The sequence below is a fragment of the Psychroserpens sp. SPM9 genome, assembly GCF_025153525.1.
Taxonomy (GTDB): Bacteria; Bacteroidota; Bacteroidia; order Flavobacteriales; family Flavobacteriaceae; genus Psychroserpens.
The window spans coordinates 22,542-44,408 of record NZ_JANZNR010000008.1; the positions used below are offsets into that span (position 1 = coordinate 22,542).

The 21,867-nt window shown below is 30.2% G+C and carries 27 protein-coding genes; 19 read left to right on the forward strand and 8 right to left on the reverse strand.

Going from position 1 to position 21,867, the window contains the following annotated elements:
* Position 1 precedes the first annotated feature (1 nt).
* From N4270_RS15180 to N4270_RS15245, 14 genes are all read left to right on the forward strand, one after another.
* On the forward strand, positions 2 to 421 hold the full coding sequence (locus tag N4270_RS15180) for a hypothetical protein (RefSeq protein WP_260098201.1): 420 nt from the start codon (positions 2 to 4) through the stop codon (positions 419 to 421).
* Between the two features lie 5 nt (positions 422 to 426).
* Positions 427 to 738 carry an antibiotic biosynthesis monooxygenase gene (locus N4270_RS15185; protein ID WP_260098202.1) on the forward strand — a complete coding sequence of 104 codons (312 nt, stop codon included), beginning with the start codon at positions 427 to 429 and terminating at the stop codon, positions 736 to 738.
* A gap of 12 nt (positions 739 to 750) precedes the next feature.
* A complete protein-coding gene (locus tag N4270_RS15190; RefSeq protein WP_260098203.1) occupies positions 751 to 1,275 on the forward strand; it encodes a DinB family protein in 525 nt (174 codons plus the stop codon).
* A 4-nt stretch (positions 1,276 to 1,279) separates the two neighbouring features.
* A complete protein-coding gene (locus tag N4270_RS15195) occupies positions 1,280 to 1,711 on the forward strand; it encodes an ester cyclase (RefSeq protein WP_260098204.1) in 432 nt (143 codons plus the stop codon).
* Between the two features lie 7 nt (positions 1,712 to 1,718).
* Positions 1,719 to 2,201, forward strand: a complete 483-nt coding sequence (locus N4270_RS15200; protein WP_260098205.1) for a GNAT family N-acetyltransferase — start codon at positions 1,719 to 1,721, stop codon at positions 2,199 to 2,201.
* A gap of 17 nt (positions 2,202 to 2,218) precedes the next feature.
* Positions 2,219 to 2,980, forward strand: a complete 762-nt coding sequence (locus N4270_RS15205; protein WP_260098206.1) for an alpha/beta fold hydrolase — start codon at positions 2,219 to 2,221, stop codon at positions 2,978 to 2,980.
* Between the two features lie 69 nt (positions 2,981 to 3,049).
* Positions 3,050 to 3,625, forward strand: coding sequence for a VOC family protein (locus N4270_RS15210; protein ID WP_260098207.1), 576 nt, complete (start codon positions 3,050 to 3,052; stop codon positions 3,623 to 3,625).
* A gap of 117 nt (positions 3,626 to 3,742) precedes the next feature.
* Positions 3,743 to 4,585 carry an RteC domain-containing protein gene (locus tag N4270_RS15215; protein ID WP_260098208.1) on the forward strand — a complete coding sequence of 281 codons (843 nt, stop codon included), beginning with the start codon at positions 3,743 to 3,745 and terminating at the stop codon, positions 4,583 to 4,585.
* A gap of 281 nt (positions 4,586 to 4,866) precedes the next feature.
* A complete protein-coding gene (locus N4270_RS15220) occupies positions 4,867 to 5,145 on the forward strand; it encodes a helix-turn-helix domain-containing protein (RefSeq protein ID WP_147679082.1) in 279 nt (92 codons plus the stop codon).
* Positions 5,146 to 5,172: 27 nt separating this feature from the next.
* Positions 5,173 to 5,862 (forward strand): hypothetical protein, encoded by a 690-nt coding sequence (locus tag N4270_RS15225; protein WP_260098209.1) that lies wholly within the window; start codon positions 5,173 to 5,175, stop codon positions 5,860 to 5,862.
* A gap of 42 nt (positions 5,863 to 5,904) precedes the next feature.
* Positions 5,905 to 6,567, forward strand: a complete 663-nt coding sequence (locus tag N4270_RS15230) for an ATPase (protein ID WP_260098210.1) — start codon at positions 5,905 to 5,907, stop codon at positions 6,565 to 6,567.
* A gap of 137 nt (positions 6,568 to 6,704) precedes the next feature.
* On the forward strand, positions 6,705 to 7,961 hold the full coding sequence (locus N4270_RS15235; RefSeq protein ID WP_260098211.1) for a hypothetical protein: 1,257 nt from the start codon (positions 6,705 to 6,707) through the stop codon (positions 7,959 to 7,961).
* A gap of 6 nt (positions 7,962 to 7,967) precedes the next feature.
* Positions 7,968 to 10,424 (forward strand): sensor histidine kinase, encoded by a 2,457-nt coding sequence (locus N4270_RS15240; RefSeq protein ID WP_260098212.1) that lies wholly within the window; start codon positions 7,968 to 7,970, stop codon positions 10,422 to 10,424.
* 1 nt (position 10,425) lies between these two features.
* On the forward strand, positions 10,426 to 12,234 hold the full coding sequence (locus tag N4270_RS15245) for a hypothetical protein (RefSeq protein ID WP_260098213.1): 1,809 nt from the start codon (positions 10,426 to 10,428) through the stop codon (positions 12,232 to 12,234).
* Here the strand turns inward: N4270_RS15245 and N4270_RS15250 are convergent.
* On the reverse strand, positions 12,231 to 13,121 hold the full coding sequence (locus N4270_RS15250; RefSeq protein ID WP_260098214.1) for a LysR family transcriptional regulator: 891 nt from the start codon (positions 13,119 to 13,121) through the stop codon (positions 12,231 to 12,233). The two genes, N4270_RS15245 and N4270_RS15250, sit on opposite strands and share 4 nt — an antisense overlap.
* 94 nt (positions 13,122 to 13,215) lie before the next feature.
* Here N4270_RS15250 and N4270_RS15255 point away from each other — a divergent pair, with 94 nt between their 5' ends.
* The 4 genes from N4270_RS15255 to N4270_RS15270 all read left to right on the forward strand — a co-directional run bounded on the left by N4270_RS15255 (position 13,216) and on the right by N4270_RS15270 (position 17,719).
* On the forward strand, positions 13,216 to 13,803 hold the full coding sequence (locus tag N4270_RS15255) for an NAD(P)H-dependent oxidoreductase (RefSeq protein ID WP_260098215.1): 588 nt from the start codon (positions 13,216 to 13,218) through the stop codon (positions 13,801 to 13,803).
* A gap of 1 nt (position 13,804) precedes the next feature.
* On the forward strand, positions 13,805 to 14,398 hold the full coding sequence (locus N4270_RS15260; protein ID WP_260098216.1) for a RidA family protein: 594 nt from the start codon (positions 13,805 to 13,807) through the stop codon (positions 14,396 to 14,398).
* A 95-nt stretch (positions 14,399 to 14,493) separates the two neighbouring features.
* A complete protein-coding gene (locus tag N4270_RS15265; protein ID WP_260098217.1) occupies positions 14,494 to 16,566 on the forward strand; it encodes an AAA family ATPase in 2,073 nt (690 codons plus the stop codon).
* Positions 16,553 to 17,719, forward strand: coding sequence for a hypothetical protein (locus N4270_RS15270; RefSeq protein WP_260098218.1), 1,167 nt, complete (start codon positions 16,553 to 16,555; stop codon positions 17,717 to 17,719). The genes N4270_RS15265 and N4270_RS15270 overlap by 14 nt, the downstream gene beginning before the upstream one ends.
* A gap of 639 nt (positions 17,720 to 18,358) precedes the next feature.
* Here the strand turns inward: N4270_RS15270 and N4270_RS15275 are convergent.
* The 5 genes from N4270_RS15275 to N4270_RS15295 form a co-directional block, all read right to left on the reverse strand.
* Entirely contained in the window at positions 18,359 to 18,685 is a 327-nt protein-coding gene (locus tag N4270_RS15275) for a YegP family protein (RefSeq protein ID WP_260098219.1), read from the reverse strand.
* A 65-nt stretch (positions 18,686 to 18,750) separates the two neighbouring features.
* Positions 18,751 to 18,933 carry a hypothetical protein gene (locus N4270_RS15280; RefSeq protein ID WP_260098220.1) on the reverse strand — a complete coding sequence of 61 codons (183 nt, stop codon included), beginning with the start codon at positions 18,931 to 18,933 and terminating at the stop codon, positions 18,751 to 18,753.
* Positions 18,923 to 19,165, reverse strand: coding sequence for a hypothetical protein (locus N4270_RS15285; RefSeq protein WP_260098221.1), 243 nt, complete (start codon positions 19,163 to 19,165; stop codon positions 18,923 to 18,925). Before N4270_RS15285 ends, N4270_RS15280 begins: the two co-directional genes overlap by 11 nt.
* Positions 19,143 to 19,565, reverse strand: a complete 423-nt coding sequence (locus tag N4270_RS15290; RefSeq protein ID WP_260098222.1) for a DUF5675 family protein — start codon at positions 19,563 to 19,565, stop codon at positions 19,143 to 19,145. Before N4270_RS15290 ends, N4270_RS15285 begins: the two co-directional genes overlap by 23 nt.
* Before the next feature lie 2 nt (positions 19,566 to 19,567).
* Positions 19,568 to 20,323 carry a hypothetical protein gene (locus N4270_RS15295; RefSeq protein WP_260098223.1) on the reverse strand — a complete coding sequence of 252 codons (756 nt, stop codon included), beginning with the start codon at positions 20,321 to 20,323 and terminating at the stop codon, positions 19,568 to 19,570.
* 224 nt (positions 20,324 to 20,547) lie between these two features.
* Here N4270_RS15295 and N4270_RS15300 point away from each other — a divergent pair, with 224 nt between their 5' ends.
* On the forward strand, positions 20,548 to 20,745 hold the full coding sequence (locus N4270_RS15300; protein ID WP_084176766.1) for a hypothetical protein: 198 nt from the start codon (positions 20,548 to 20,550) through the stop codon (positions 20,743 to 20,745).
* A 399-nt stretch (positions 20,746 to 21,144) separates the two neighbouring features.
* Here the strand turns inward: N4270_RS15300 and N4270_RS15305 are convergent, their stop codons facing one another.
* Positions 21,145 to 21,621 (reverse strand): hypothetical protein, encoded by a 477-nt coding sequence (locus N4270_RS15305; protein WP_260098224.1) that lies wholly within the window; start codon positions 21,619 to 21,621, stop codon positions 21,145 to 21,147.
* An 87-nt stretch (positions 21,622 to 21,708) separates the two neighbouring features.
* Positions 21,709 to 21,864 carry a hypothetical protein gene (locus tag N4270_RS15310; RefSeq protein ID WP_260098225.1) on the reverse strand — a complete coding sequence of 52 codons (156 nt, stop codon included), beginning with the start codon at positions 21,862 to 21,864 and terminating at the stop codon, positions 21,709 to 21,711.
* Positions 21,865 to 21,867 lie beyond the last annotated feature (3 nt).

The window sequence follows — 21,867 nt, forward strand, 5'->3', positions numbered from 1 at the left end:
AATGAAAATAGATAGTGCAAAATCTTTACAAGAAATTGATGTACTGGTTTCAGAATTCTTCAAGGTATTCACAAATGCAAATGGTCAAACAGAAAATGTAAAATCCTTAAAAAAATTAATGATACCAGAAGTAATTATTATAAATAATACGAATAGTAGTTCAGAAGTGTATTCATTGGGAGAATTCATAATCAGCAGAGAAAAAATCTTAAATGATGGAAGTCTAAAAGAGTTTAGCGAAAAGGAAACATTTAGTAATACAGATGTAAATGGCAATATCGCTTATAGATATTCTCACTATAAAAAATTGGGAGTAAAAAATAGTAAGCATTTTGAAGTTGAAGGTGTAAAGAGTTTCCAATTTATTGAGAATAACAAAGGTTGGTTAATTGCTTCAGTTGTATGGTGTGATAAAATATAATAGTTATGGTGGTTGTCCTTTTTGAAGTGAAATTACATTCAAATGCTAAATCGAAATATTTAGAAATAGCAAAAAGCTTAAATACTGAATTGAATAAGCAGAAAGGCTTTATCTCATTAGAAAGGTTTGAAAGTATCGAAGAAGAGAGTAAACTATTGTCTTTACAAATTTGGAAAAATGAAGAAGCAATTATCAAATGGAAAAATAATAAAAAACATCAATCAGTAATGCCTCTAGGCTATAACGAATTGTTTAAAGATTATAGTATTAAAATACTAGCACCTATTAGGAGTTACACAAAATACAGTAGTCAATAAAACTAAAATATTATGGAATATAATTTAGAACAAGCCAAACAAATACTTGAAAGAACACCAGAGCTTTTAAAATTACAGCTTTCTGGATTATCTAGCAGTTGGATTATAAAAAATGAAGGAGAGAATACATGGAGTCCTTATGATGTTGTTGGCCATTTCATCCACGGAGAAAAAACAGATTGGATGCAACGAGCAGAAATAATTATCAATCAAGGCACATCTCAACCCTTCAAACCTTTTGACCGTTTTGCACAATTTGAGGAAAGCAAAAGGAAATCATTAGATGAGCTTTTAAATGAATTTGAAAATTTGAGAAAATCCAATCTAAAAAAATTAGAGCAATTAAACATCACAGAAGAAACACTAAAGCTTAAAGGCATACATCCCGATTTTGGTGAAGTTACTTTAAAGCAATTACTATCAACATGGGTAGTTCACGATTTTAACCATTTAGCTCAAATAAATCGAGTGATGGCAAAACAGTACCAAAAACAAGTTGGTCCTTGGATAGCATATTTAAGCATTTTAAAAAAGTAATATCATGAAAAATAAAACACCAAAACAATTAGTAAACGAATTTTTCAATAACGTATGGCATGAGCCACATAACTTGGATGCAATAGACAACTTAATGACCGAAGATTATAAAATCACCACAGCAGGAAGTGTAATTGATGGTAGAGAGAATTTTAAGAACTGGGTAAAAGGTTTTCAAGAATTATTATTAGAAGCCAAAACAGAAAGCGTTGATGCTTTTTATGATAAAGAAGCTAATAAAGTCGTGTCGCGTTGGATATGTTCCGGGAAAAATAATGGCTTATTTGGTTTAGACGCAGATAATAAGTTTGTGTCTTTCTCTGGTATTGCTATTTGGACAGTTAGAGATAATAAACTTTCAGAATGTTGGGTAGAACGAAGTGCTTACGAGTTATTTCAAGAATTAAAGAACAATTCTAAAAATCAATTTGTATAAAAATGTAATGGAAAAATCATTAGAAAATAAAGTTAAAATCATTCCTTTTAGAGAGGACATACAACATCATTTCAAGAAAATTAATTATGAATGGATTGATAATTATTTTGAAATCATAGACCACGACAAATTAGTATTGGAAAACCCCAAAGAAGAAATAATTGATAAAGGAGGCTATATCTATTTTGCGAAATACAATAATGAAATTGTGGGTTGTGTCGCATTAGAAAAAGTAAGTGATACGATTTTCGAATTATCCAAAATGGGTGTTAAACCAAATTATCAAGGACTAAAAATCGGAAAATTATTAATGCTAAAAGCCATAGAGAAATCAAAACAATTAAGCATTGAGAGTTTAGTTCTATACACTAACCCAAAACTTATAAGCGCTATAAAACTATATAAGAGAAATGGGTTTTATGAAGTGCCAAACGACCAAAAGCTAATTAAAAGAGCAACTTTAAAAATGAAATTAAACTTCTCAAGCTAAAATAAAAACAAAAAATTATGACAGACTTACATTTTAAAAAGCAAGGAAAAGGAGAACCTGTAGTATTAATTCACGGTGGTGGAACCGACAGTCGAGACTGGAATTTAATAGCTTCAAATCTGGAACAAAAATTTAGTGTAATAACTTATGATTTAAGAGGAATGGGTAAATCACCAGTACCAAAAGAAAAGACAAATCATGTAGCAGATTTAGAAATACTTCTAGATTCACTATCAATAAATAAAGCAATACTCGTAGGACATTCTCTAGGTGGTCAGATTGCAACGGACTTTGCATTAACAAAACCTGAAAAGGTCAAAAAGTTAATCTTGATAGCACCAGGCTTAACTGGTTTTGAATTTGACGCATCATATCAAGAAATGATTAATAAGATTTGGAATGTCGTACCAGACAGTTCAAAAATGTTAGACATTATGCTCAATTCCCCAAATAATTATGCTGTTCAAGAAAGCTTAAAAAGTTCTCATAAAGAAACAATCGTTCAAATCCACCGTGAAAACATTGAAAAATCTTTGTCTTGGAAAAACTTTGAACAAGAATGGCCAGAACCATCTAGCATAAATCAACTCACCGACCTAAAAACTGAAGCACTATTCATTCTAGGAAATGAAGATAAAAAGGACTTATTCGAGATAAAAAATAAGTTTAAAAAAGCGAAAAATATAGAGTTTGAAATCATTAAAAAGGCAGACCATTTAATTATTTGGACACATCCTCAACAGATATCAGAACTGATAGTAAAGTTTTCAAGAAAGTAAGTTTTATCAATGGTTATTAATATGAATAATTTTAATCATTGATGGATCTAAAAAAAATACTAATATAAAATGAGAATAACCCAAAAACGCATTTCCATAGGTGTAGCAATAGCTTATGGAATAGCTGTGATTATAACATTCATAACGAGCTGTAATACCAACAATAAGCAAAACGCTCAAAAGGTCACTAGCACTAATATAAATGCAATCAATTTTAAAAGAGATTCATCGTTCAAAAATCAAATAAAAATGAAAGAATTAAGAATAATATTAACCGTTGAGAATCTGGATGAGGTTATAAAGTTCTATCGAGATGAAATGGGACTTAAAACATCAAAAGAATGGCACGAAGCTACAGGTAACGGAATTATTTTAGAAGCAGGAAAAGCATCATTAGAGTTAATAGATATAGACCATGCCAAAACAATAGACTCAATTGAAGTAGGAAAAAATATTGCAGGTCCTGTACGATTAGCATTTAATATAGGTGATAATATTAAAGAAGTCGGAGAAAGTTTAGAACTAGCTGGAGCAAAAAAAATAGCAGAAGTCAAACAAGCACCCTGGAGCAAAGTTCAACGTATGCAAGATCCAAGTGGAATGCAATTTACATTATTTGAAACCTCAACACTATTTGAGGAATAAGTAAAACGGATAAAACTCAAAAACCTAATTATTATACCATACCACGTCCCCAAACGAAATACTTATTAACCTATCACTACCAATTAAACAATAAGTAGTATTCAATCATTCACATTTTTGGAAAAATGCGCCCCTATAATTACCAAACTTGAAGAAAAATTAGAAGAGCTCGAAAATAATAATGAAAACATAATCGAATATGCAGAGTCTGCAATTATTCTAATTAAACTAGCACTAGAAGAAACTAGAGCAATTGTAACCTCTACAGGATTTTCTAGTAAAGCTGATGAAATTCTATTTTTCAAAAAAATAAAACCTCAAATCTATAGTAAGCTTATTTACTATGTTAAGTTGTTCAGTATAGAGAGTAAACGCCCAAGAAGTAGCAATAAATCTCAAGTAAAATATTTAAATGGACATATAGATATTCTGCAGAGGTATTTCAATGAGAATTTAGAGTTCTATCACTATTATCGAAGTGAAGCAACTTTTTTGGACAAACTATATTTTTTGAGAGGTAAAATTGATATTCGTTTGCATCCAGACTCGTTGCATTCTTTTACCGATAAACAATTCTCTACAAGTCATGATGCAACAGTAGCAAATATTATTGCTTACGATTTATTAATTGTGTATTTAAAGAAAGAAGTAGATAAATTAGAAAATCACAACATGGAATTAAGTGTAGGAGGATTTCAAAATCAATCTAAATTATTTTGGACAGGAAACAAAACAGATCTCATCGAGCTTATTTATGCTCTACACAGTTCTGGTGTTGTAAATAGCGGAACTGCTGATATTAAAGAAGTAGCTTCTACTTGTGAGCAAATGTTTAATATAAATCTAGGTGACTACTATCGAACGTTTTTAGAAATACGCTTAAGAAAAATAAATCAAACAAAATTCATTGATAAATTGAAAGAATCACTTGTAAATAAAATGCTTGAATCAGATGAATAAACACCCAACTTGGGTGTTTTGAAATACAAGTACCTGTAATAAAATTTGCTCTTTTTTAGTAATACTACTTTAAATTCAATATATCATACTAAAATAATGTAACTCATTAAAAATGAACATATAAAAACGCCCAACTTGGTGTTAACTTGTGAATATACATCAATAAATCACTACATATTTGCCAAACGAAAGTCAAATCAAGACAAAAGAAATCTTTTGTCGCAGTCCCCACGAAAGTGGGGATCTTTTGATTTTAATTTATTAATCTAAAATCGTTTACTATGGCAGCAACAATTATTACTACAGAAGATCTTCGAGAGTTCAAATTAGAATTGTTAGAAGATATCAAAGCAATCATTAACCATCAATCAGGTTTTGCACCAAAAAAGTGGCTAAAGTCACCAGAAGTTCGCGACTTATTAAGTATCTCACCAGGAACCTTACAAAATCTTCGTATCAATGGCACTTTACCTTATACAAAAGTAGGTGGTGTTATCTATTACGACTACGAAGAAATTCTAAAAGTAATGGAAGAAAATCGCATTCATAACAAATTCTAGTTCCCACGAAAGTGGGAATCTTTCCATATGCAAAAAGTGAATTACATATTACACCTAAAAGGTGTGTTTATTCAATTCTCTAAAGACAACCGTTTAAACCCAACGCATATAAGTCTATATATGGCATTGTTTCAAATCTGGAATAACAACCGGTTTTTAGATGAATTCTATATCAATCGTGAAGAGGTAATGAGCTTTTCAAAAATAGGCTCTAAATCAACGTATCATAAATGTATTAAGGACTTGAATCATTGGAAATACATCATCTATTATCCATCACACAATCCATTCAAAGGAAGTAAAATTAAGATGTTCAATTTTGAGACAAGTTCTAAACAAGTTGTGGACTTATACAGTCCCAAAAATGGACAAGCATTGGTATCTATTAATAAACATATACAAACAAATAAAAACAGTAATAAACTAGACAAGCCAAAAAATGAAAAAGAAATTATTGATTTTTTCAAAAAGGAAAATTGGCCTATAGTTGAAGCTCAAAAATTCTTTAATCATTATCAGGGTATTGGTTGGAAGGTTGGTGGTAAAACAAAAATTGTTAATTGGCAAGCAACCGCTCGCAATTGGATGCTAAAAGCAGAAGAAATTAAAACAGAAAAAACACAAAAAGGAGTTAGCCAAAACTCTGTATCGAGCTTGTCGAGAGGTCAAGACAACCTTAAGACTGTGAAAAATAAAAACTACAATGAACCTCTATAATAAATTTGTCATTCCTGCGAAGGCAGGAATCTACTTTAAAAAATGAGTAAAATTAAACCACATATTATAACAGAAGGTAGTGTCCAATATCAACTGGGGGAGTTAAATGACAATAATATTTCATACGATTTCAAGAAGATTTTAATTTACCTAGATGCAAAAGGAAAACTACTGTTTGGTAAAAACTTCAAGATTTATGAAGAAGATGAGGTGGTGCTTTACAAACTGTGTATTTATTTCATTCGTGATATTGATGCGTGTGCAAAACTAAATATAGATCCGAACAAAGGTATTCTGTTATCTGGTCCTGTTGGTTGCGGTAAAACTAGTTTAATGAAACTGTTAAGGCACATTGTACCACATCAAAAATCTTACGAACTAATTCCAGCAAGAAACATCACTTTTGCTTTTAATAACATTGGCTACAAAACCATTCAAGAATACGGAAACAGTAATTTCTATTGTTTTGACGATTTAGGCGTAGAAACTACCGGAAGACATTTTGGTAAAGACTGTAATGTAATGGGCGAAATCCTCTTATCTCGCTACGATTTATTTCTTCAACGAAAAATTAGAACTCATGCCACCACAAATTTAAATGCACAGGAATTGGAGGAAAGATACGGTAGTCGAGTCCGTTCTAGGATGCGCCAATTGTTTAATTTAATAGCTTTTGACAAGGAAACTATTGATAAAAGACAATAAATCAGGTGTTTAATAATCTCAATTTAACGTAAAACGTATTGTTAAAATTCTTATCTTTTCAGATTAAAAAATCATCCATAAGCGTGATATCGAGCCTACAAATAAAAAGACAATTAAATTCCATCAGTACATCGGTATTGAACGGTGACAGTTTTGATAGAAATGATTATGCAAGAAAAATCTTGAATTATCCAGCTATGATGGTTCCAAGTGTTCAAGAGCCAATTATTAAAACATTAATTGACGCTTTACCTGAAAATTCTACAATGATAGATCCTTTTATGGGTGCTTCTAATACCATCATTACTTCAATGCGTTATGGGATCAATTCATTTGGTCAAGATATAAACCCATTATCGCTATTAATAAGTCAAGTAAAAACGCATATTTATTCAGAAGATCTAAAAATTAGTTTTTCTAATTTTAAAAAACGTTTAAGTAGAGCAAGGTCAGAAAAAATAGACGTTAGCTTTAAAAATATTGATAAATGGTTTAAAAGTGAAGTTCAGATTGAATTGTCACAGATAAGAAGACTAATAATTCAAGAAGAAGATTTATTTATAAGGAAATTTTATTGGGTTACACTAGCGGAAGTAATACGCCTAACAAATAACGATAGAACTTCGACTTTTAAAATGCACGTTAGAACCCAGGAGGAAATTGATAATAGAAATTTGTCGCCAAAGGAATACTTTGAAAAAATATGTAAAAGAAGTATCAATGATATTTTTGAGGTGAAAAAAAAATTAATTGAAAACGACCTTCTCGAAAATGATAAATATAAATATAATGTTGAAGTTACATGGGGAGATTCTAAAGAGAAATTAAATACTGATAAAAAGTTTAATCTTCTTGTAACATCACCGCCGTACGGTGACAATCATACCACAGTTACTTATGGTCAATTTTCATATTTACCGTTACAATGGATCCCTGTAGAAGATATTGATGAAAACATATCAATGAACTATTTAGATGTTATCCAAGAAATTGATTCAAGAAGTCTAGGAGGAAAGAATATTTCTGATTATTCGACAATAGAAAAGGAATTGTTTAGAAAATCCAAAACGTTAAAAAGGTTTTTCAAAAACTTTAATTCTGAAGAAAGACTTAAAGCAAGGAAAGTCGTTAGTTTTATTTATGATTTAGACACTACAATTGATAATGTTTTGGAAAAGATGATGCCTAATTCGTTTTATGCTTGGACTGTCGGTAATAGAAATGTCAATAATAAAGAAGTTGAGAATGATAAAATATTAACCGAATTATTGGCTACAAAAGGTATAAAAAATTTTACGGATTTAGAAAGGGAAATTCTATCTAAAAGAATGCCAGATAAAAACAATTTTTCTAAAACTATGAGTAAAGAAAAAATCCTAATCTACAATAGCTAATAACTAATGAGTGATGATTACCATTTTGATATAACCCCTCATATCGTAAAACAATTAGGGGAGCAATTAGTTTCTGATGAAGTTACAGCGCTACTTGAGTTAATAAAAAATTCTTACGATGCTGATGCTAACTATGTTTCGATTGACATAAATACCAAAGGTCAATATACCAATGAAAATTTAATATTTCCAAAGCATAAAGGTTACATAGCTGTAGAAGATGATGGTTTTGGTATGAATGAAGAAACCATACTTAAGTCATGGTTGTTGATTTCATACTCAAAAAAGCGTGAGCAAAAAGCAAAAAACATAAAAACACCAGGAGGGAGAACGCCATTAGGGGAAAAAGGTTTAGGAAGATTAAGTACTCAACGACTGGCTGATATATGTGAAATTCTTACAAACACCAACAAAAAGGATGGGACACATTTAGCTTTTAATTGGAAAGATTTTGAAAAAGAAGAAAGGCTTTCCGATGTTGAAATACAATCAAAAGAGTATCATCCCCAAATAAAAAACGGCACAAAGTTAATTCTAACAAACCTTAATCACGCTGAAGTATGGGAAGGTAAAAATCTAGAAAGGTTTAAAGGGTTTGTATCTCAAATAATTTCGCCTTACAAAGAAAATAGACCATTTGATGTTTACCTTACTGTTAATAACGAAGTCATTGATTTAGAAAAAATTAATGATGATTTAAGAGATTTAGCGATTTCTAAATTTGAATTTTATTTTGATGATAAAAGAGTTAAAATTAGTGGTAAAACCAAACTAACAAAATTTATAGGGAATAAGAAAAATGACTTTGAAAACTTCTTACAATCAGATAACGGGAAAAAATTTTATGAATTCTTAAAAAAGAGTGAATATGATGATATTATTCTGTCAAAAAATAAAAACTTCTTTATCGAATTAGATAATGTATTTACACTAGATGAAATTTCTGGTCTAGAAGTCTTTGATGGTGAAATAGCTAATCCAGGAAGTTTTGAAGGTGTTATAGATGAATTTAGTTTCGATAACTGGTTAACTTATGATGAAAGAGTAAATGATATTTTCAATAGCTTATCCAATTATAGAACTTTTGCGCAAAGTCAATCAGGTATTAAATTGTTTAGAAATGGCTTTGCTATAAAGCCTTTTGGTATAAATGGTCAAGACTGGCTCAAACTAGCAGATTCACAAACTAATGCATCATCGTATTACCCATTAAGACCTAAAAATGTTATTGGATATTTTGCTATTGATGAAGGGGTTAATAAAAATCTAAAGGATAAAACTGATAGAGAAGGTTTAATTTCAAATCCTTATTCAAGGAATTTTTTCGTTTTAGCTTTTTTTATAGTTAGACAAATAAATAGTTATCAAGAAAGAATAAGAAGAGCTTACGTTGATTTTCTAAAGGTTTACAAGACAAAAAATAGTGGTATAACTACTGTTACACAGTCTTTTAACCATATAAGTGCTATCGTTGATTCTTCAACAACATTATCTGATGAATTAAAAGATACTGAATCTGTAATTGATGAATTGGTTAATGAGCAAACAACTATAGTTAGTGATGTAAAGGATAATCCACTTTTTGCTTCAGAAGAAAATAAAGCAAATATTAAAAAGGCACAAAAATTATTAGATAAATTAAAGCGTATTCAAGCAGCTTTTTCTAAAGTTGAAAAAGTAATAAAGAAAACTGAAAACTTAAATGAAGTAATTGATATACTAGAACCCAAAATACAAACATTAGAAGAACAACTAAATAACTTTTCAGAATTGGCAGGTTTAGGTATAACGGCAGAATCAATTAGTCATGAATTTTTTAATATAGCTGACAACTTAAATGAAAGAGCTTTATTTTATAAACAAAAACTAAAGGACAAGCAATTAAAAGAATCGGATAGTTTTATTTTGTTGGAATATATTAACGAAACCGTAAATGGGTTAAAGATTCAATTACGACATCTTGACCCAGCATTAAAATACCAAAGAGAAAAGAAAAGTCAATTTAGTTTATCGAAATACTTTTTAGAGGAAAAACAGTACTATAATAAAAGGTTTATGTCTAAAGGTATCCTTATTGATATTGAGACAAAAGATGACTTCTCTTTAAATATAAACAAGGGTAAGCTAACACAAATTATAGATAATATCTTGATTAATTCCGAATACTGGCTTAATGAGAAAAAACTTAAAGAAAAACAATTTGAACCAAAAATAAATATTGTTATCGAACAGCCTTGGCTCTATATATCAGATAACGGATTTGGCATCCCTAAAAATATTGAAAAACAAATATTTGAACCTTTTGTATCTACAAAGCCAAAGGGTGAAGGAAGAGGGTTAGGCCTTTTTATAGTAATGCAACTATTAGACTCAATGGGTTGTGCAATTTCACTCGAACCTAAAAGAAATGAGTATGACAAAAAGTTCATTCTTGCTATTAACTTAAGTAACGTAATGATTTAGTATGAGTGAAAAGATTACAATAAGTTTAAAGGACGAAAATCTTTGTATAATTCCCAAAGACGACCCTAATTTAACAAGTACAGCTGTAAACGCTATAAATACTTTATTAGAGAAAGAAGGAATTGAAAAGGTATTATATATTGATGACAAGTTTGATATTGAAGCTCAAAAAGGGTTTTTCATTGGAATGATGAAACAAGTCAAAAGTTCTGGAGATTTTCCCAATGAAAATATTTTTGAAGAAGATGTTAATTGGAATTTGCCGGATGCTGCTTTTGATAAAATAATATTGAAATTATGGGAAGAAGCAGATTCCAAAAAAGATTTAATACACGCGGTTTCTAATATTATCGGAGATAATGAAAGTTCTAATATAATTCCTGCACTAGAGTTTAAAGATTATTTTTCGGGTGACAATGTAATTTTATTGACACCTGAAGAATGGATTGAAAAAAAGAAAGAGATTTTAGATGCTGTATCTGGAGATAGTAAGGTCTTATGCCTATTTGACTTTGAATTAGAAAACTTTACTGGCCCAAATAATGAAAAAAATGGAATTCATCTTATTAAAGAACTTATAGAAAGTGGTTATTCTGAAAAAGTCATTTGTGGAATTTTTTCGCATAAATACACGGAAGAGCAAGAAGATACATTCAGAAAAGAATATCGTAAAGAATTTGACTTAAAGAAAAAATATTTTTGTACTATTTCTAAAAGTAGATTTGCTCATGACCCGCAATTAAGTGGTTTTGCTGAAGGAATTAAGTATATTTTGATAACTAGATATATTGAAGACCTAAAATCTAAATCAATAAAAATACTTAAAGAAAGTAACGAAAAATCTATTAAGGATTTTAAAAAAATATCACCTAAAACATTTAATCAAATTATTCAAAAATCATCATATAAAGAAGGTGTTTGGGAGGTTGAATCACTTTTTCGCTTAAATACCATTTTGAATTCGGATGCTAATTTGTCATCTTTATTAGATGAAGAAGTGAGAAAAAGCTTTGACAGTTCAGTATTAAGTGTTAGAGGAATTGATAGTGTTGAAACTGGCTATAGTAGAAAGAAAAAAAGCCCTGAATCCTTAAATATTAGAGAAAAAGAATTATATATAAATCAACAATATTTAAACAATCTCAATTTACCTATTGCTAATGGTGATATTTTTGAAATTGGGACAAAAAAATATATTTTAGCTGTACAACCTTGTAATCTTGCTTTGAGAAGCAATGGTACAAGAACAAGATCTTATAACAAAGGTATATTAATTCCATTAATTGATATTGATATAAAAAGGTTCAATTCTAATACTTCCTATAAATTATATCGCACAGACAGTCATGATAAAATTTTATGTGCTCTTTTTTCAGAGTATCAAAATATTAATCTTGATATACTCGATTTGACAGTCTTTAATTCAGAGAGTTCAGCAATTATGGACATGAAAAATAACAATGTTGATAGTAATAATGTTATCCAAGAATCATGGAAAAAAAGATATAAAGCAATTCACAAGAACTTTAAAAGTGAGGAGAAAGTTTATCAGGCTTACAATACTATCAAACAAAAACTAGAAGGTAAATTCACCAGTGAATTCAATTTATTAAATTCCTTTTTTGATAATCCACTTACAATTAAGAAGTTTAAATTAAAAGATATTGAAGTTTATGATTATGAAAATAGAATTTTTAACTTTCAATTAAAACGCATAAAAAGATATAAAGACCCTTACTCTACTGATTTATTACATAGTTTCATGTCTTATCTTTCTAGAAACGGTTTTGATATTGATTTTACTTCTTAACTATCTATAACTAAATTTTCAATCTGTTCAATCTCATTTTGTAGCTTACTATTAAGTTTAGTAGCAAAATGGAAAGTGTTGTATAAAGGCTTTTTACCTTCCCATAGTAGTTCAAGTTCGTTTTTCTCTAATGCCTCTTGACATAAAAAATCAGGTACCAAAGCAATTCCTTCATTCATTTTTAAGCATCTAATGATAGAAATAATATTTGGCACTAAATAATTAGGCTTATATAGTTGTTTCTTCTTAAAGTTTTGATACCAAAACTTTTTAGAAAACCCTAAAACATTACTAGAGCCATACCATACTTGAGCTTTTAATTCTTTTTCCAAATCATCCCACTGCTTACCTTTAATATAGGCTTCCAGTACCGAAGTATCTGTAGTAGGGTTAGAAACAAGCAAAATTTGCTCTTTAAAAAAGGGTGTGTAAATTAATGTTGGATTCTCAATCTGTTCAGGAGTAATGACTAAATCTAAAATGCCTTCATTTAGTTCCTTTAGCATCTGTGGATATTCACCAAAGTGTGCAATAATATCAAATTCTAATTTGCCAATATGTGGCTCAAAGAAAGTTTGAAAAACTTCCGAACACATCCCAATGCTTAAAGTTTTTCTTTTATTCGTCTTACTCGTTCTAAAATACTGTTCGGTGTGTTCTAGCTTTTTTAAGGCATCAATAATATAATCATATAAAATAATTGCGCGTTCAGTAGGTATCATTTTTCTTGAGGTGCGTTCAAACAATTTGTAGCCTACATAAGCTTCTAAATTACTAATATGTAAGCTCACACCTGGTTGAGATGAAAATAATGCTTCAGAGGCACTTGTTAAATTTCCTTCTTCATATACAGCCTTAAAAGTGCGATACCATTCTAAATTTATCATGCTATTATAATTATAATACAAATGTATAAAATGTATTATTTATATAATACATAAACTGAACATATCTTTGTTGCTTAATGAATAAAAAACAAAAATGAAAAACATATTTATAATAAACGGATGGCATGAATTTGCAATTTCAAAAGGCACTTTTAACAAGTCTTTATTTGATATTTCTAAAATGTATTTTACAGAAAAACCAGACTACACCATTAAAACTACAGAAATAAACAAAGGGTATCATGTTCAAGATGAAGTAGAGAAATTTATATGGTCAGATTTAATTATTTATCATACACCAATTTGGTGGTTTTCAGTACCATTTAATTTCAAAAAGTATTTAGATGAGGTATTAACAGCAGGCTATAATAATGGCATGTGGACAAGTGATGGCAGAAATTCGGAGAATCCAGAAATCAATTATGGTACTGGTGGTTTATTACATGGAAAACAATACATGCTCACAACCAGTTGGAATGCACCTGAAGGCGCATTTACCTTACCCGATGAATTCTTTAATCAGATAAGCGTAGATAACGGTCCATTATCTGGCTTTCATGGTATGAAAAAATATTTAGGCATAGAACTACATACCTCATTAAAGTTCCATGATGTAGAAAAAAATGCAGATACATCAAGACTGTTAAAAGGCTATAAAGAATTTTTAGAAGATAATTTTTAAAATGAAATCAAATAAGAAAGTAATTATAACAATAGCTTCAATTATATATGGAATTTCTGTAATAATGACTATTACAACAAGTTGTAATAACAATTGTAGCAACAGTAATGAAGTAAAAACCAATTTAAATAAATTCAGTAGTGCTCAAGCATACGCACATTATTTAGAAACCAATAAAACAGAGAAAATGAAAAAAGTAGAACAGATTAAAATCAATCCAGATCCATACAAACCATACAATTTAGCTCAAGGTTATAAAGTAGATAATATGCTCTACATATCTGGTCAAGCAGCCTATGGTGCAGACGGAAATTTAGTAGGTATTAACAATTTTGATTTACAAGCAGAACAAACATTCAAAAATTTAAAAAGAGTTTTGGAAGCAGGTGGTTCAAGTTTAGAAAATGTAATTAAAGTAACCATCTTCTTAAAAGATATGGGTAATTTCGATAAGATTGTGGCATTAAGGGAAAAATATTTCACACCACCATACCCAGCAGATACAATCGTAGAAATTAGTTCATTGTACTCACCGGATGCATTAATTGAAATTGAAGCAATCGCAATTGAGAATATCACAATACAAAAAAAATAATGTATTCACCTAAAGTAAACTTTCTTAATAACCATCTATCAAATTAATTTATTTAAATTGTTCATCATATTTTAAGTATCAATTTAAATGGGTTTATGAGTTTTAAATTATTAGCAATTAGGCCACTTGAAAGGTGTGGTATAAAGTTTTTAAAAAACTTACAAAAGAATAGAATCTATAAAATGTATAATGACTATACATTCTATTCAAATGGTAGCGTTATTGATGATTTTAATACAGAAATACCAGAATATTTATCAATTGATAAAATAGAATCCAACAATACACTACCCAAAGATTTTTTTGGATCTAAAGTCAACGTATCTGCGATTATAGGGAAAAACGGGAGTGGAAAAAGTAGTCTTATCAATTTGTTTGTGGCTGCAATTAACCAGATGTCCATTAAGCTTCAATCTCAAGAAATGTTGGAAACCACTGCTAATCTTATTCCAACAGGAAAAGATGATGATAGCAAAATACATTGTGAATTTTATTACCAATTAGAAAACGGATATTATATTGTTAAAATAGAAGATGGAGATTTTGAATTCAAAACTTTACAAGATGAAGTTAACAACTTTGATTTCGAGAAATTCTTTTACTCAAACGTCATAAATTATTCTATATATGGTTTCAATTCATGGGAGCTAGGAGATTGGATAGATAATTTATTTCATAAAAATGACTCATATCAAATACCGATAGTAATAAATCCAAAAAGAGAAAGGAAGGATGAAGGAAAAGCAGGTATTATAGATATCAATAATGAAAACTATTTGTTACAACAACGCCTTTTATCTGTTGTTCTAATGAATAAAGATTTCGAAGTAACTCAAAACCTTACTGTTAATTCTTTAAAGCTTGATTATAAAAAATCAAAATCATTTTTTTCATATTCTAATGACATTTATCAAGATGGTAATGACTTTACAGAGGAAGAGGATATAAGAAATAATTTTTATAGTATTCTACAATCTAAAAAAGGAATAAGCTTTAGGCCAAATAATAATAACCATCCATCTGCACTTTATTTTGATTTAGATGAAGTGCTATTAGTTTTTAAAGAAAGGTTAGACATAAATAGGACTTCTATTCCGAAAGATATTTTGTGTAGATTAGATATTTATATTCTATATAAGATAATAAGTATTTGCGAAAAGTATGTTAGCTATAATAATTTTAGAATAGATGATGGTGGTGAGAAATATAAACGCTATTATATAAATATTAACGGTTTTATCGATAAGTTAATAGATAGTCGTAGTCATATTATTTTAAAGCTAAAACAAGTTGTCAATTTTATTAAAAACTACGAATCTACTTGGAAAGAGTTTCTCAATCAAAATTCAACTACAAAAATCTCAATAAAAGAATTGTCAAATGAATTAATTGATAAATCAAATTCCAATTTGCCACTTATAGAATTGTTACCACCTGCTATTTTTGAAACAAGATTATTTTCAAAGAATAATATTGATTTGCTAGACAGTATTAGTTCTGGTGAAATGCAATTGGTACATTCTACGAGTTCTGTCATATACCATTTAAGCAATTTAAATTCAGTAGAAAAAGATGATATGTTAGTCAAGTATCAGTATGTAAATCTTGTATTAGATGAAATTGAACTCTACTTTCATCCAGAGTATCAAAGAAAGTTTTTAAAAAGATTATTAGACGATATTAACAGAGCGAAATTAAAAGCAATTAAAGGAATAAATATTCTAATAATTTCACATTCACCATTTGTTTTATCAGATATTCCAAGTCAAAATGTGCTTTTTCTAGAAGTAAATGAATCCAAAGAATCAATCCCTAAAAAATATGGCTCTGATAATACCTTTGCTGAAAATGTGCACGAAATTTTATCAAATGGCTTTTTCTTAAATAATACAATGGGTGAATTTGCAAGATCAAAGATTCAAGATTTTTTAGCTTTTGAGAAAGAAGGCAATTTGGATTCAAAAAAATTAAAATATAATGAGAAAAGAACTGATTTTGTTAAGCTTATTGATCTTGTTGGTGAAAAGTATATTAGTAATATTCTCAAAAATCATCTAGAAGTTTTAGATAAAAAATATTTAACAGGTTATAATCGTATTGAAAAAATTCAACAAGAAATTGAAAAGCTTCAATCAGAAAAGAGGAGATTAGAGGATGAGGAAAATTAAATACTATAAAGATTTCAAAATTTTTGATGCGTTTAAAGAAGAATACAAAAAATCCATATTAGACAGTAGTTTACTTAATAAAGCTGAAGCACAAAAGCTTTTAAAAGATATTGGAGTTAAATATTCTTTACAGGAAATCTTGGTGCTACCAATTGAAGAACTTATAAAATTACCAGAATTAAGTTCTTTAAATGTATTTAAAGGTTTAGATAAAAAAGCGACACAATTAGAAAAGAAAAGGATTAAAGATATATTCAACTATAAAGAATATCAGACTAACATTTTATCAAATTTCTTTATGAAGCATGGTAAAGAGCTAGAGATTAAAACATGCTGTTATTGTAATATAGATTTTGTAAACCCTTATATCCCTTTTTCAAACGATTATATGGATTTTTACCATTTTATCAATAGTTGTACAAAAGCTGATCTATTAAAAATAAATAATATTGGTTCTAACCGAGCAGATATTATTATAAGTAAGTATCAAGGAAAGATTAAGAAATATGAAGATATTGAAAATTTAATTGATGATACCAGGATTAAAAACATCTTAAAAAATCTCACAGATAAATCCGGTAATTTAAAAATCGATAATTCTTTAATAAAAAACAAAAATCACTTCACATTAGATCATGTTTTGCCTCAAAGTCTTTACCCATATCTTTCACTATGCTTGTTCAATCTAACACCAAGTTGTTATTCTTGTAACTCAAAATTAAAAAGAGATGCTAAAATATACAGTAGTATTTCAGAAATAAAATCTATTTCGCCAACAGGTGTGGATGGTGTGTTTGATTTGAATTTCAAACTTTATTTTAAAGATGGTTTTGGCAAAAACAATCTTCCAGATTCAGCTAATGAATACTCAATCAAAATCGATAGTACACATAAAGAGTATATAGAAAGATTAAATCTTCAAGGAAGATATAATTTCCATAAGGACATTTCCTTTGAATTAATTGATAAACGTAAAACATACTCTGATTCACAGATTCAAGAAATTGTAACTTTATTTGGTGAAAAAAATATTGAAATTAATGAGATAGAATTGAAGAAACAGATTTTTGGTTCAGTAATTTTTGAAGAAGATTCAAATGCTCAATTTGAAAAATACAAGAAAGATATTGCAAAGCAGTTAGATATAATTTAACTTAAGTCTATTTCAATATCCCCACAAACCAAAACCCAGTTTTCTCACTTATCCTCACTTGAGCCTATCGAAAGCTCAAAATCCTCTGTCTTTTGGTTTGTTCCGCTATCCAACGCGCATGTAGTTTTTAGTTTCCAACGCTCACACAGCACATTGTTTGTTTTGTTTAAAGGAATTATTTGTTGAAAATAGGTAAAACAAAAAAGCAAAGAGCTGTTCCCAACCCTCACACCAAAAACTACCCAAAGCTATGTTTACATAACGGGTAGTTATAGTAGCATTCATTCACTTTCTGTACTATAACGCCATTATGTAAAATATCCGACATTCCCCACGCTCAATTCAGAACTGGCATTGAAATTTAGAACAAACAAGGTTGCCACTTTTCCCCACCACCCATTTCAACGGTGTAGGTTACAGCAATTATTAATGTTTTGCCTTGTGTCTGCGGTAGGTGCATTACATTCTCTCAATCCCTTATCAGGGTATCGCTCTTTTCATTTACCCACCTCAACACCGCGCATAAAAAAAGAGCATTTTTTAGAAAATGCCCTTTATTTATCTTTCCAACCGCTTAACATCAATAATTACTTCCACCTACGACACTTTGCCCCGAGAAAAGCGGTAGTCAATGTATATTTAAACTTCTTCGACTGGTGCGCTCGGAGCGTTTGTTTTAACGGATTCAATACCATTTTCCATTCCGGAAGATCCCTCGTACATTTCGCTTGTGCCAATTATCTGGCCGTTACTTGCTTTTAGATTAAAATAATGTTTACCGTTACTGGAAACCTTTCGGTCAAATTTACTATCATCTTGTGAGTTGGTTCTAACGGATTCTATGCCGTTCATACAACCTGCTTTTGCAGAATATCCTTCACTTGCTAAAATTTTTTGACCATTGCTTGCTTTTAATCTAAAACGGTATTCAGATCTTGCGTCTTGATAAACTTCGAATTTTCCCATAATAATATTTGATATAATTTGTATCTAAATATACTAAAAAAGTGCTTCAAATGAAACACTTTAGATTATGGTTTTCCTCTTTTTCGAATCCTTTGATGAATCCACTTAATTAAAATGGAAACTATGTAACTAACGATAGCACCAACAATAGCCAAAACAATGGTAGTAATCAAATCCTCAACCCCAATATTAACGATTGATGAAAAGAAAGTACCGCCAATAATGGCAGATTTGGTGTTATAATCCATCGTCATTCTCATCAGTTTCAGTGTTTTCTTCATCAGTAACTACTGCTTGACTTACTGCGGTGGCCACAGTTCCGGCAACGGTCATATAAGTGGCGATGGTAACTACAATAGTAGGCATTGAGATTGGAGCTGCAATTATAGCACCACCTGCAGTAGCCAATGCAATACCTATGTTTCTTAAGGTCTTGAAAAATTTAGGAGTTGGTTTTTTATAACGTTCTACAATGTTCATAATTCTGTGATTTAATAGTTAATAAAATGGTTTCTTTTCGGTCTTTAGCTTGGTACACCAAAGGCAACAGTTTTTGCATAGCATCCCTTGAGTAAATGCCCTTTCCTATACCATTCAAATAAGTTACTGGAGCAATACACCCTTGAAGCTCTTTTAAGGCATCATTCGCAGGGTGAAACAAAATGAAACTTCTACCTTTTACATCCTTTAAGATTAAATGATGCTTAAACCGTTTGGAAAAACGTGGTTCAATTTCATAAACACCTTCAGGAATGCAGGAAATATTTCGCTTGTTATCGTTCCAGGGCAATTCGATGGTGTGACAAAGAAACTTATCAGAATTAAAGAGAGCACCATTGGTGCCCTCTTCAAAATAGGCTCTATGCAGCACTAATTCCATACTTACGGCGTATCTACAATAACAATTGCCAAAGCGTTGTAGGCACCGTTCTTAAGCTCGTACATTTGTCCGTTTACCTCTTGGTAAAACTCAATACCCAACACCTGAATAACAGGTAAGGTTGAGTTAGCGCTCACTGTAGCTGTTAAAGCTATAGCAGCAGTATCAGCAGCTGTGTAAGGAAGAATAGCAGTCTCATCATTTTCAAATGTTGAGGTTTCATTCTCAAAATCTAATTCAGAAGCACCCATTACCACCTTAAAATGGGTTGTTCCCGTTGGAGCTGCAATCCTAACCGTTGGAGAAAAAGCATCAAGGTTAACTGTTGCATCCCCAGAAACACGGTCAAAGGCATTTGTAAACGGAGCAAAAAGTGTTGTGCCTAACTTTCCACCCAAATTGAATTCAAAGCTATTTAATAAGCTTAAATCGCCATCCTGTAAGGTTCTTAAACCTCTCTCATTGGTTGTGTCAGTTTTGGTAACCGCTACAAGTGTTTTGGTCAAACGAGAAACCACACGTTTGTCCTTTGCATTCTGCAAAAGAATACGAATCGCATTTCGTAAGAGCTTACCACCTTTACCAGCACGCCCAAATTCAGAGCCATTTTCTCGCGTTCTCTGAAACGCTGGGTCGTTTGCAATTCGATTGCCATCAACACCGCCTTTTTCACGAGCCAGATGTCCGTCAGTCGTTTTGTAAAAGGAAATACCACCGATAGTTCCTTTCAGTTTAATAATACCAGTTTGTTTTGCCATAATAATTCGTTTTTTGATTAATGAAACCAAATCACGTAATTTTATGGCACGTTGTTAAAAAAGCAATTCCGTTTTCGGTCATCCATTCCGATACAACCAAAAACGTCATTAAAATATTGAAAACCCTATCGGGATTTTCAACATTTTAACAACGCATCATCATCACCATAATCATAAAACAATAAATTATGGATGATGTACGGATAAAGCATAGATAAAGTATTATGACCCCAAAAAGAGCTTGCATATACCCAAAAGATATCCAGCGTATCACAGGACGTAGTGAACGCTATGGGCGTAAGCTTTTAAACGATATTAGAAACTACTTTGGAAAGGAATCTTACCAATTTGTTACAATCAAAGAATTTGTTGAATACAGCGGAATAGAAGAGGAAATTGTCAATAAATATTTAATAGATTAATCATAATATTTGATACAAATTGACTGGTTTTAATGGAGTTAAAATTGTAAATTTGTAGTAAGACGTTCAGATAAATAATACTATTTCAAACTAACAGATAGGTCTACAATTCGGTTCACACTGTTTTAGTCTACTTCTGAAAGTATTGATTTTACTGCATAGTGGCGGTTTAGTTATCATCCTGCCACCCCGACCATTAAAGCCTAAAAAATCAAAGATTTTTTAGGCTTTTTTCTTTTAAGGCAGCCAATGCACTACTTTTCGTAGATTTGACTTTTATAGGCTACTTACTATTTAGAGAGATACGAGGAGTAACCTCGCCACACAGAATCAAAAAAAGCTGAACAATAAATAATTGTTCAGCTTTTTTTGATGTATGTTTTCAATATTTATAGTTGTCTATTCTATGCGTTTATAGTTTTCAGCATAGATTCTATTGCCATCTTCGTCAATTTCAATTTGGCTAAATGAATTACCATTTATAATAAGTTCGTGTTTAAACTCTTTTTTCTCTTCTATTATTTTACTCATCATTTCAGATCCGTATTCTAGAACTTCTACTAACTCGGTTCCGTTTACTTTATAAGTTCCATAACCAAACCATTCGGAAGAATCTGTAGGTACATACTTACTCCACATCACCTTTGATGGGGTGTACATTTTTACTTGCCTGTAGCCTTCGCTAGTTCTAAATGAATCTATGACTTTATTATCTAGATAATTATAATAACCCACTAATTCCCAAGCGCCTTCTAACGGATTGGAATTAATGGTTTTAGAGACATCTATGTCAGTTTCTGAAATTTGATCTTTAGGTTTTTCATTACAAGAAAAAATCAAAAGCATAGTTAGTAGTAATGACATTGTAGCTTTCATAATGAGAGGATTTTATGGTGTGAGTTACATTAAATTTACGAAAAAACTGTCACTTTAACTAATAATGCCTCGTTTCATAATTTAAAATTAAAACGCGATAAAATAGATGCCAGATATTATAACAGCAATTACTAATACTACCAAAATTATAATCACAACGGCAGATGTCTTTTTTGTAGTTTCATCTTTTTGAAAAATATAGTCTCTTCTTTTGTCGTCTTCGTCTTCTTTTATAAATTTCATCTT

Excerpts from the sequence above, each read along its gene's own strand:
- N4270_RS15180 (WP_260098201.1), top strand. The coding sequence starts at position 2 with ATGAAAATAGATAGTGCAAAATCTTTACAAGAAATTGATGTACTGGTT.
- N4270_RS15185 (WP_260098202.1), top strand. The coding sequence starts at position 427 with ATGGTGGTTGTCCTTTTTGAAGTGAAATTACATTCAAATGCTAAATCG.
- N4270_RS15190 (WP_260098203.1), top strand. The coding sequence starts at position 751 with ATGGAATATAATTTAGAACAAGCCAAACAAATACTTGAAAGAACACCA.
- N4270_RS15195 (WP_260098204.1), top strand. The coding sequence starts at position 1,280 with ATGAAAAATAAAACACCAAAACAATTAGTAAACGAATTTTTCAATAAC.
- N4270_RS15200 (WP_260098205.1), top strand. The coding sequence starts at position 1,719 with ATGGAAAAATCATTAGAAAATAAAGTTAAAATCATTCCTTTTAGAGAG.
- N4270_RS15205 (WP_260098206.1), top strand. The coding sequence starts at position 2,219 with ATGACAGACTTACATTTTAAAAAGCAAGGAAAAGGAGAACCTGTAGTA.
- N4270_RS15210 (WP_260098207.1), top strand. The coding sequence starts at position 3,050 with ATGAGAATAACCCAAAAACGCATTTCCATAGGTGTAGCAATAGCTTAT.
- N4270_RS15220 (WP_147679082.1), top strand. The coding sequence starts at position 4,867 with ATGGCAGCAACAATTATTACTACAGAAGATCTTCGAGAGTTCAAATTA.
- N4270_RS15225 (WP_260098209.1), top strand. The coding sequence starts at position 5,173 with ATGCAAAAAGTGAATTACATATTACACCTAAAAGGTGTGTTTATTCAA.
- N4270_RS15230 (WP_260098210.1), top strand. The coding sequence starts at position 5,905 with ATGAGTAAAATTAAACCACATATTATAACAGAAGGTAGTGTCCAATAT.
- N4270_RS15240 (WP_260098212.1), top strand. The coding sequence starts at position 7,968 with ATGAGTGATGATTACCATTTTGATATAACCCCTCATATCGTAAAACAA.
- N4270_RS15245 (WP_260098213.1), top strand. The coding sequence starts at position 10,426 with ATGAGTGAAAAGATTACAATAAGTTTAAAGGACGAAAATCTTTGTATA.
- N4270_RS15250 (WP_260098214.1), bottom strand. The coding sequence starts at position 13,121 with ATGATAAATTTAGAATGGTATCGCACTTTTAAGGCTGTATATGAAGAA.
- N4270_RS15255 (WP_260098215.1), top strand. The coding sequence starts at position 13,216 with ATGAAAAACATATTTATAATAAACGGATGGCATGAATTTGCAATTTCA.
- N4270_RS15260 (WP_260098216.1), top strand. The coding sequence starts at position 13,805 with ATGAAATCAAATAAGAAAGTAATTATAACAATAGCTTCAATTATATAT.
- N4270_RS15265 (WP_260098217.1), top strand. The coding sequence starts at position 14,494 with ATGAGTTTTAAATTATTAGCAATTAGGCCACTTGAAAGGTGTGGTATA.
- N4270_RS15270 (WP_260098218.1), top strand. The coding sequence starts at position 16,553 with ATGAGGAAAATTAAATACTATAAAGATTTCAAAATTTTTGATGCGTTT.
- N4270_RS15275 (WP_260098219.1), bottom strand. The coding sequence starts at position 18,685 with ATGGGAAAATTCGAAGTTTATCAAGACGCAAGATCTGAATACCGTTTT.
- N4270_RS15280 (WP_260098220.1), bottom strand. The coding sequence starts at position 18,933 with ATGGATTATAACACCAAATCTGCCATTATTGGCGGTACTTTCTTTTCA.
- N4270_RS15285 (WP_260098221.1), bottom strand. The coding sequence starts at position 19,165 with ATGAACATTGTAGAACGTTATAAAAAACCAACTCCTAAATTTTTCAAG.
- N4270_RS15290 (WP_260098222.1), bottom strand. The coding sequence starts at position 19,565 with ATGGAATTAGTGCTGCATAGAGCCTATTTTGAAGAGGGCACCAATGGT.
- N4270_RS15295 (WP_260098223.1), bottom strand. The coding sequence starts at position 20,323 with ATGGCAAAACAAACTGGTATTATTAAACTGAAAGGAACTATCGGTGGT.
- N4270_RS15300 (WP_084176766.1), top strand. The coding sequence starts at position 20,548 with ATGACCCCAAAAAGAGCTTGCATATACCCAAAAGATATCCAGCGTATC.
- N4270_RS15305 (WP_260098224.1), bottom strand. The coding sequence starts at position 21,621 with ATGAAAGCTACAATGTCATTACTACTAACTATGCTTTTGATTTTTTCT.
- N4270_RS15310 (WP_260098225.1), bottom strand. The coding sequence starts at position 21,864 with ATGAAATTTATAAAAGAAGACGAAGACGACAAAAGAAGAGACTATATT.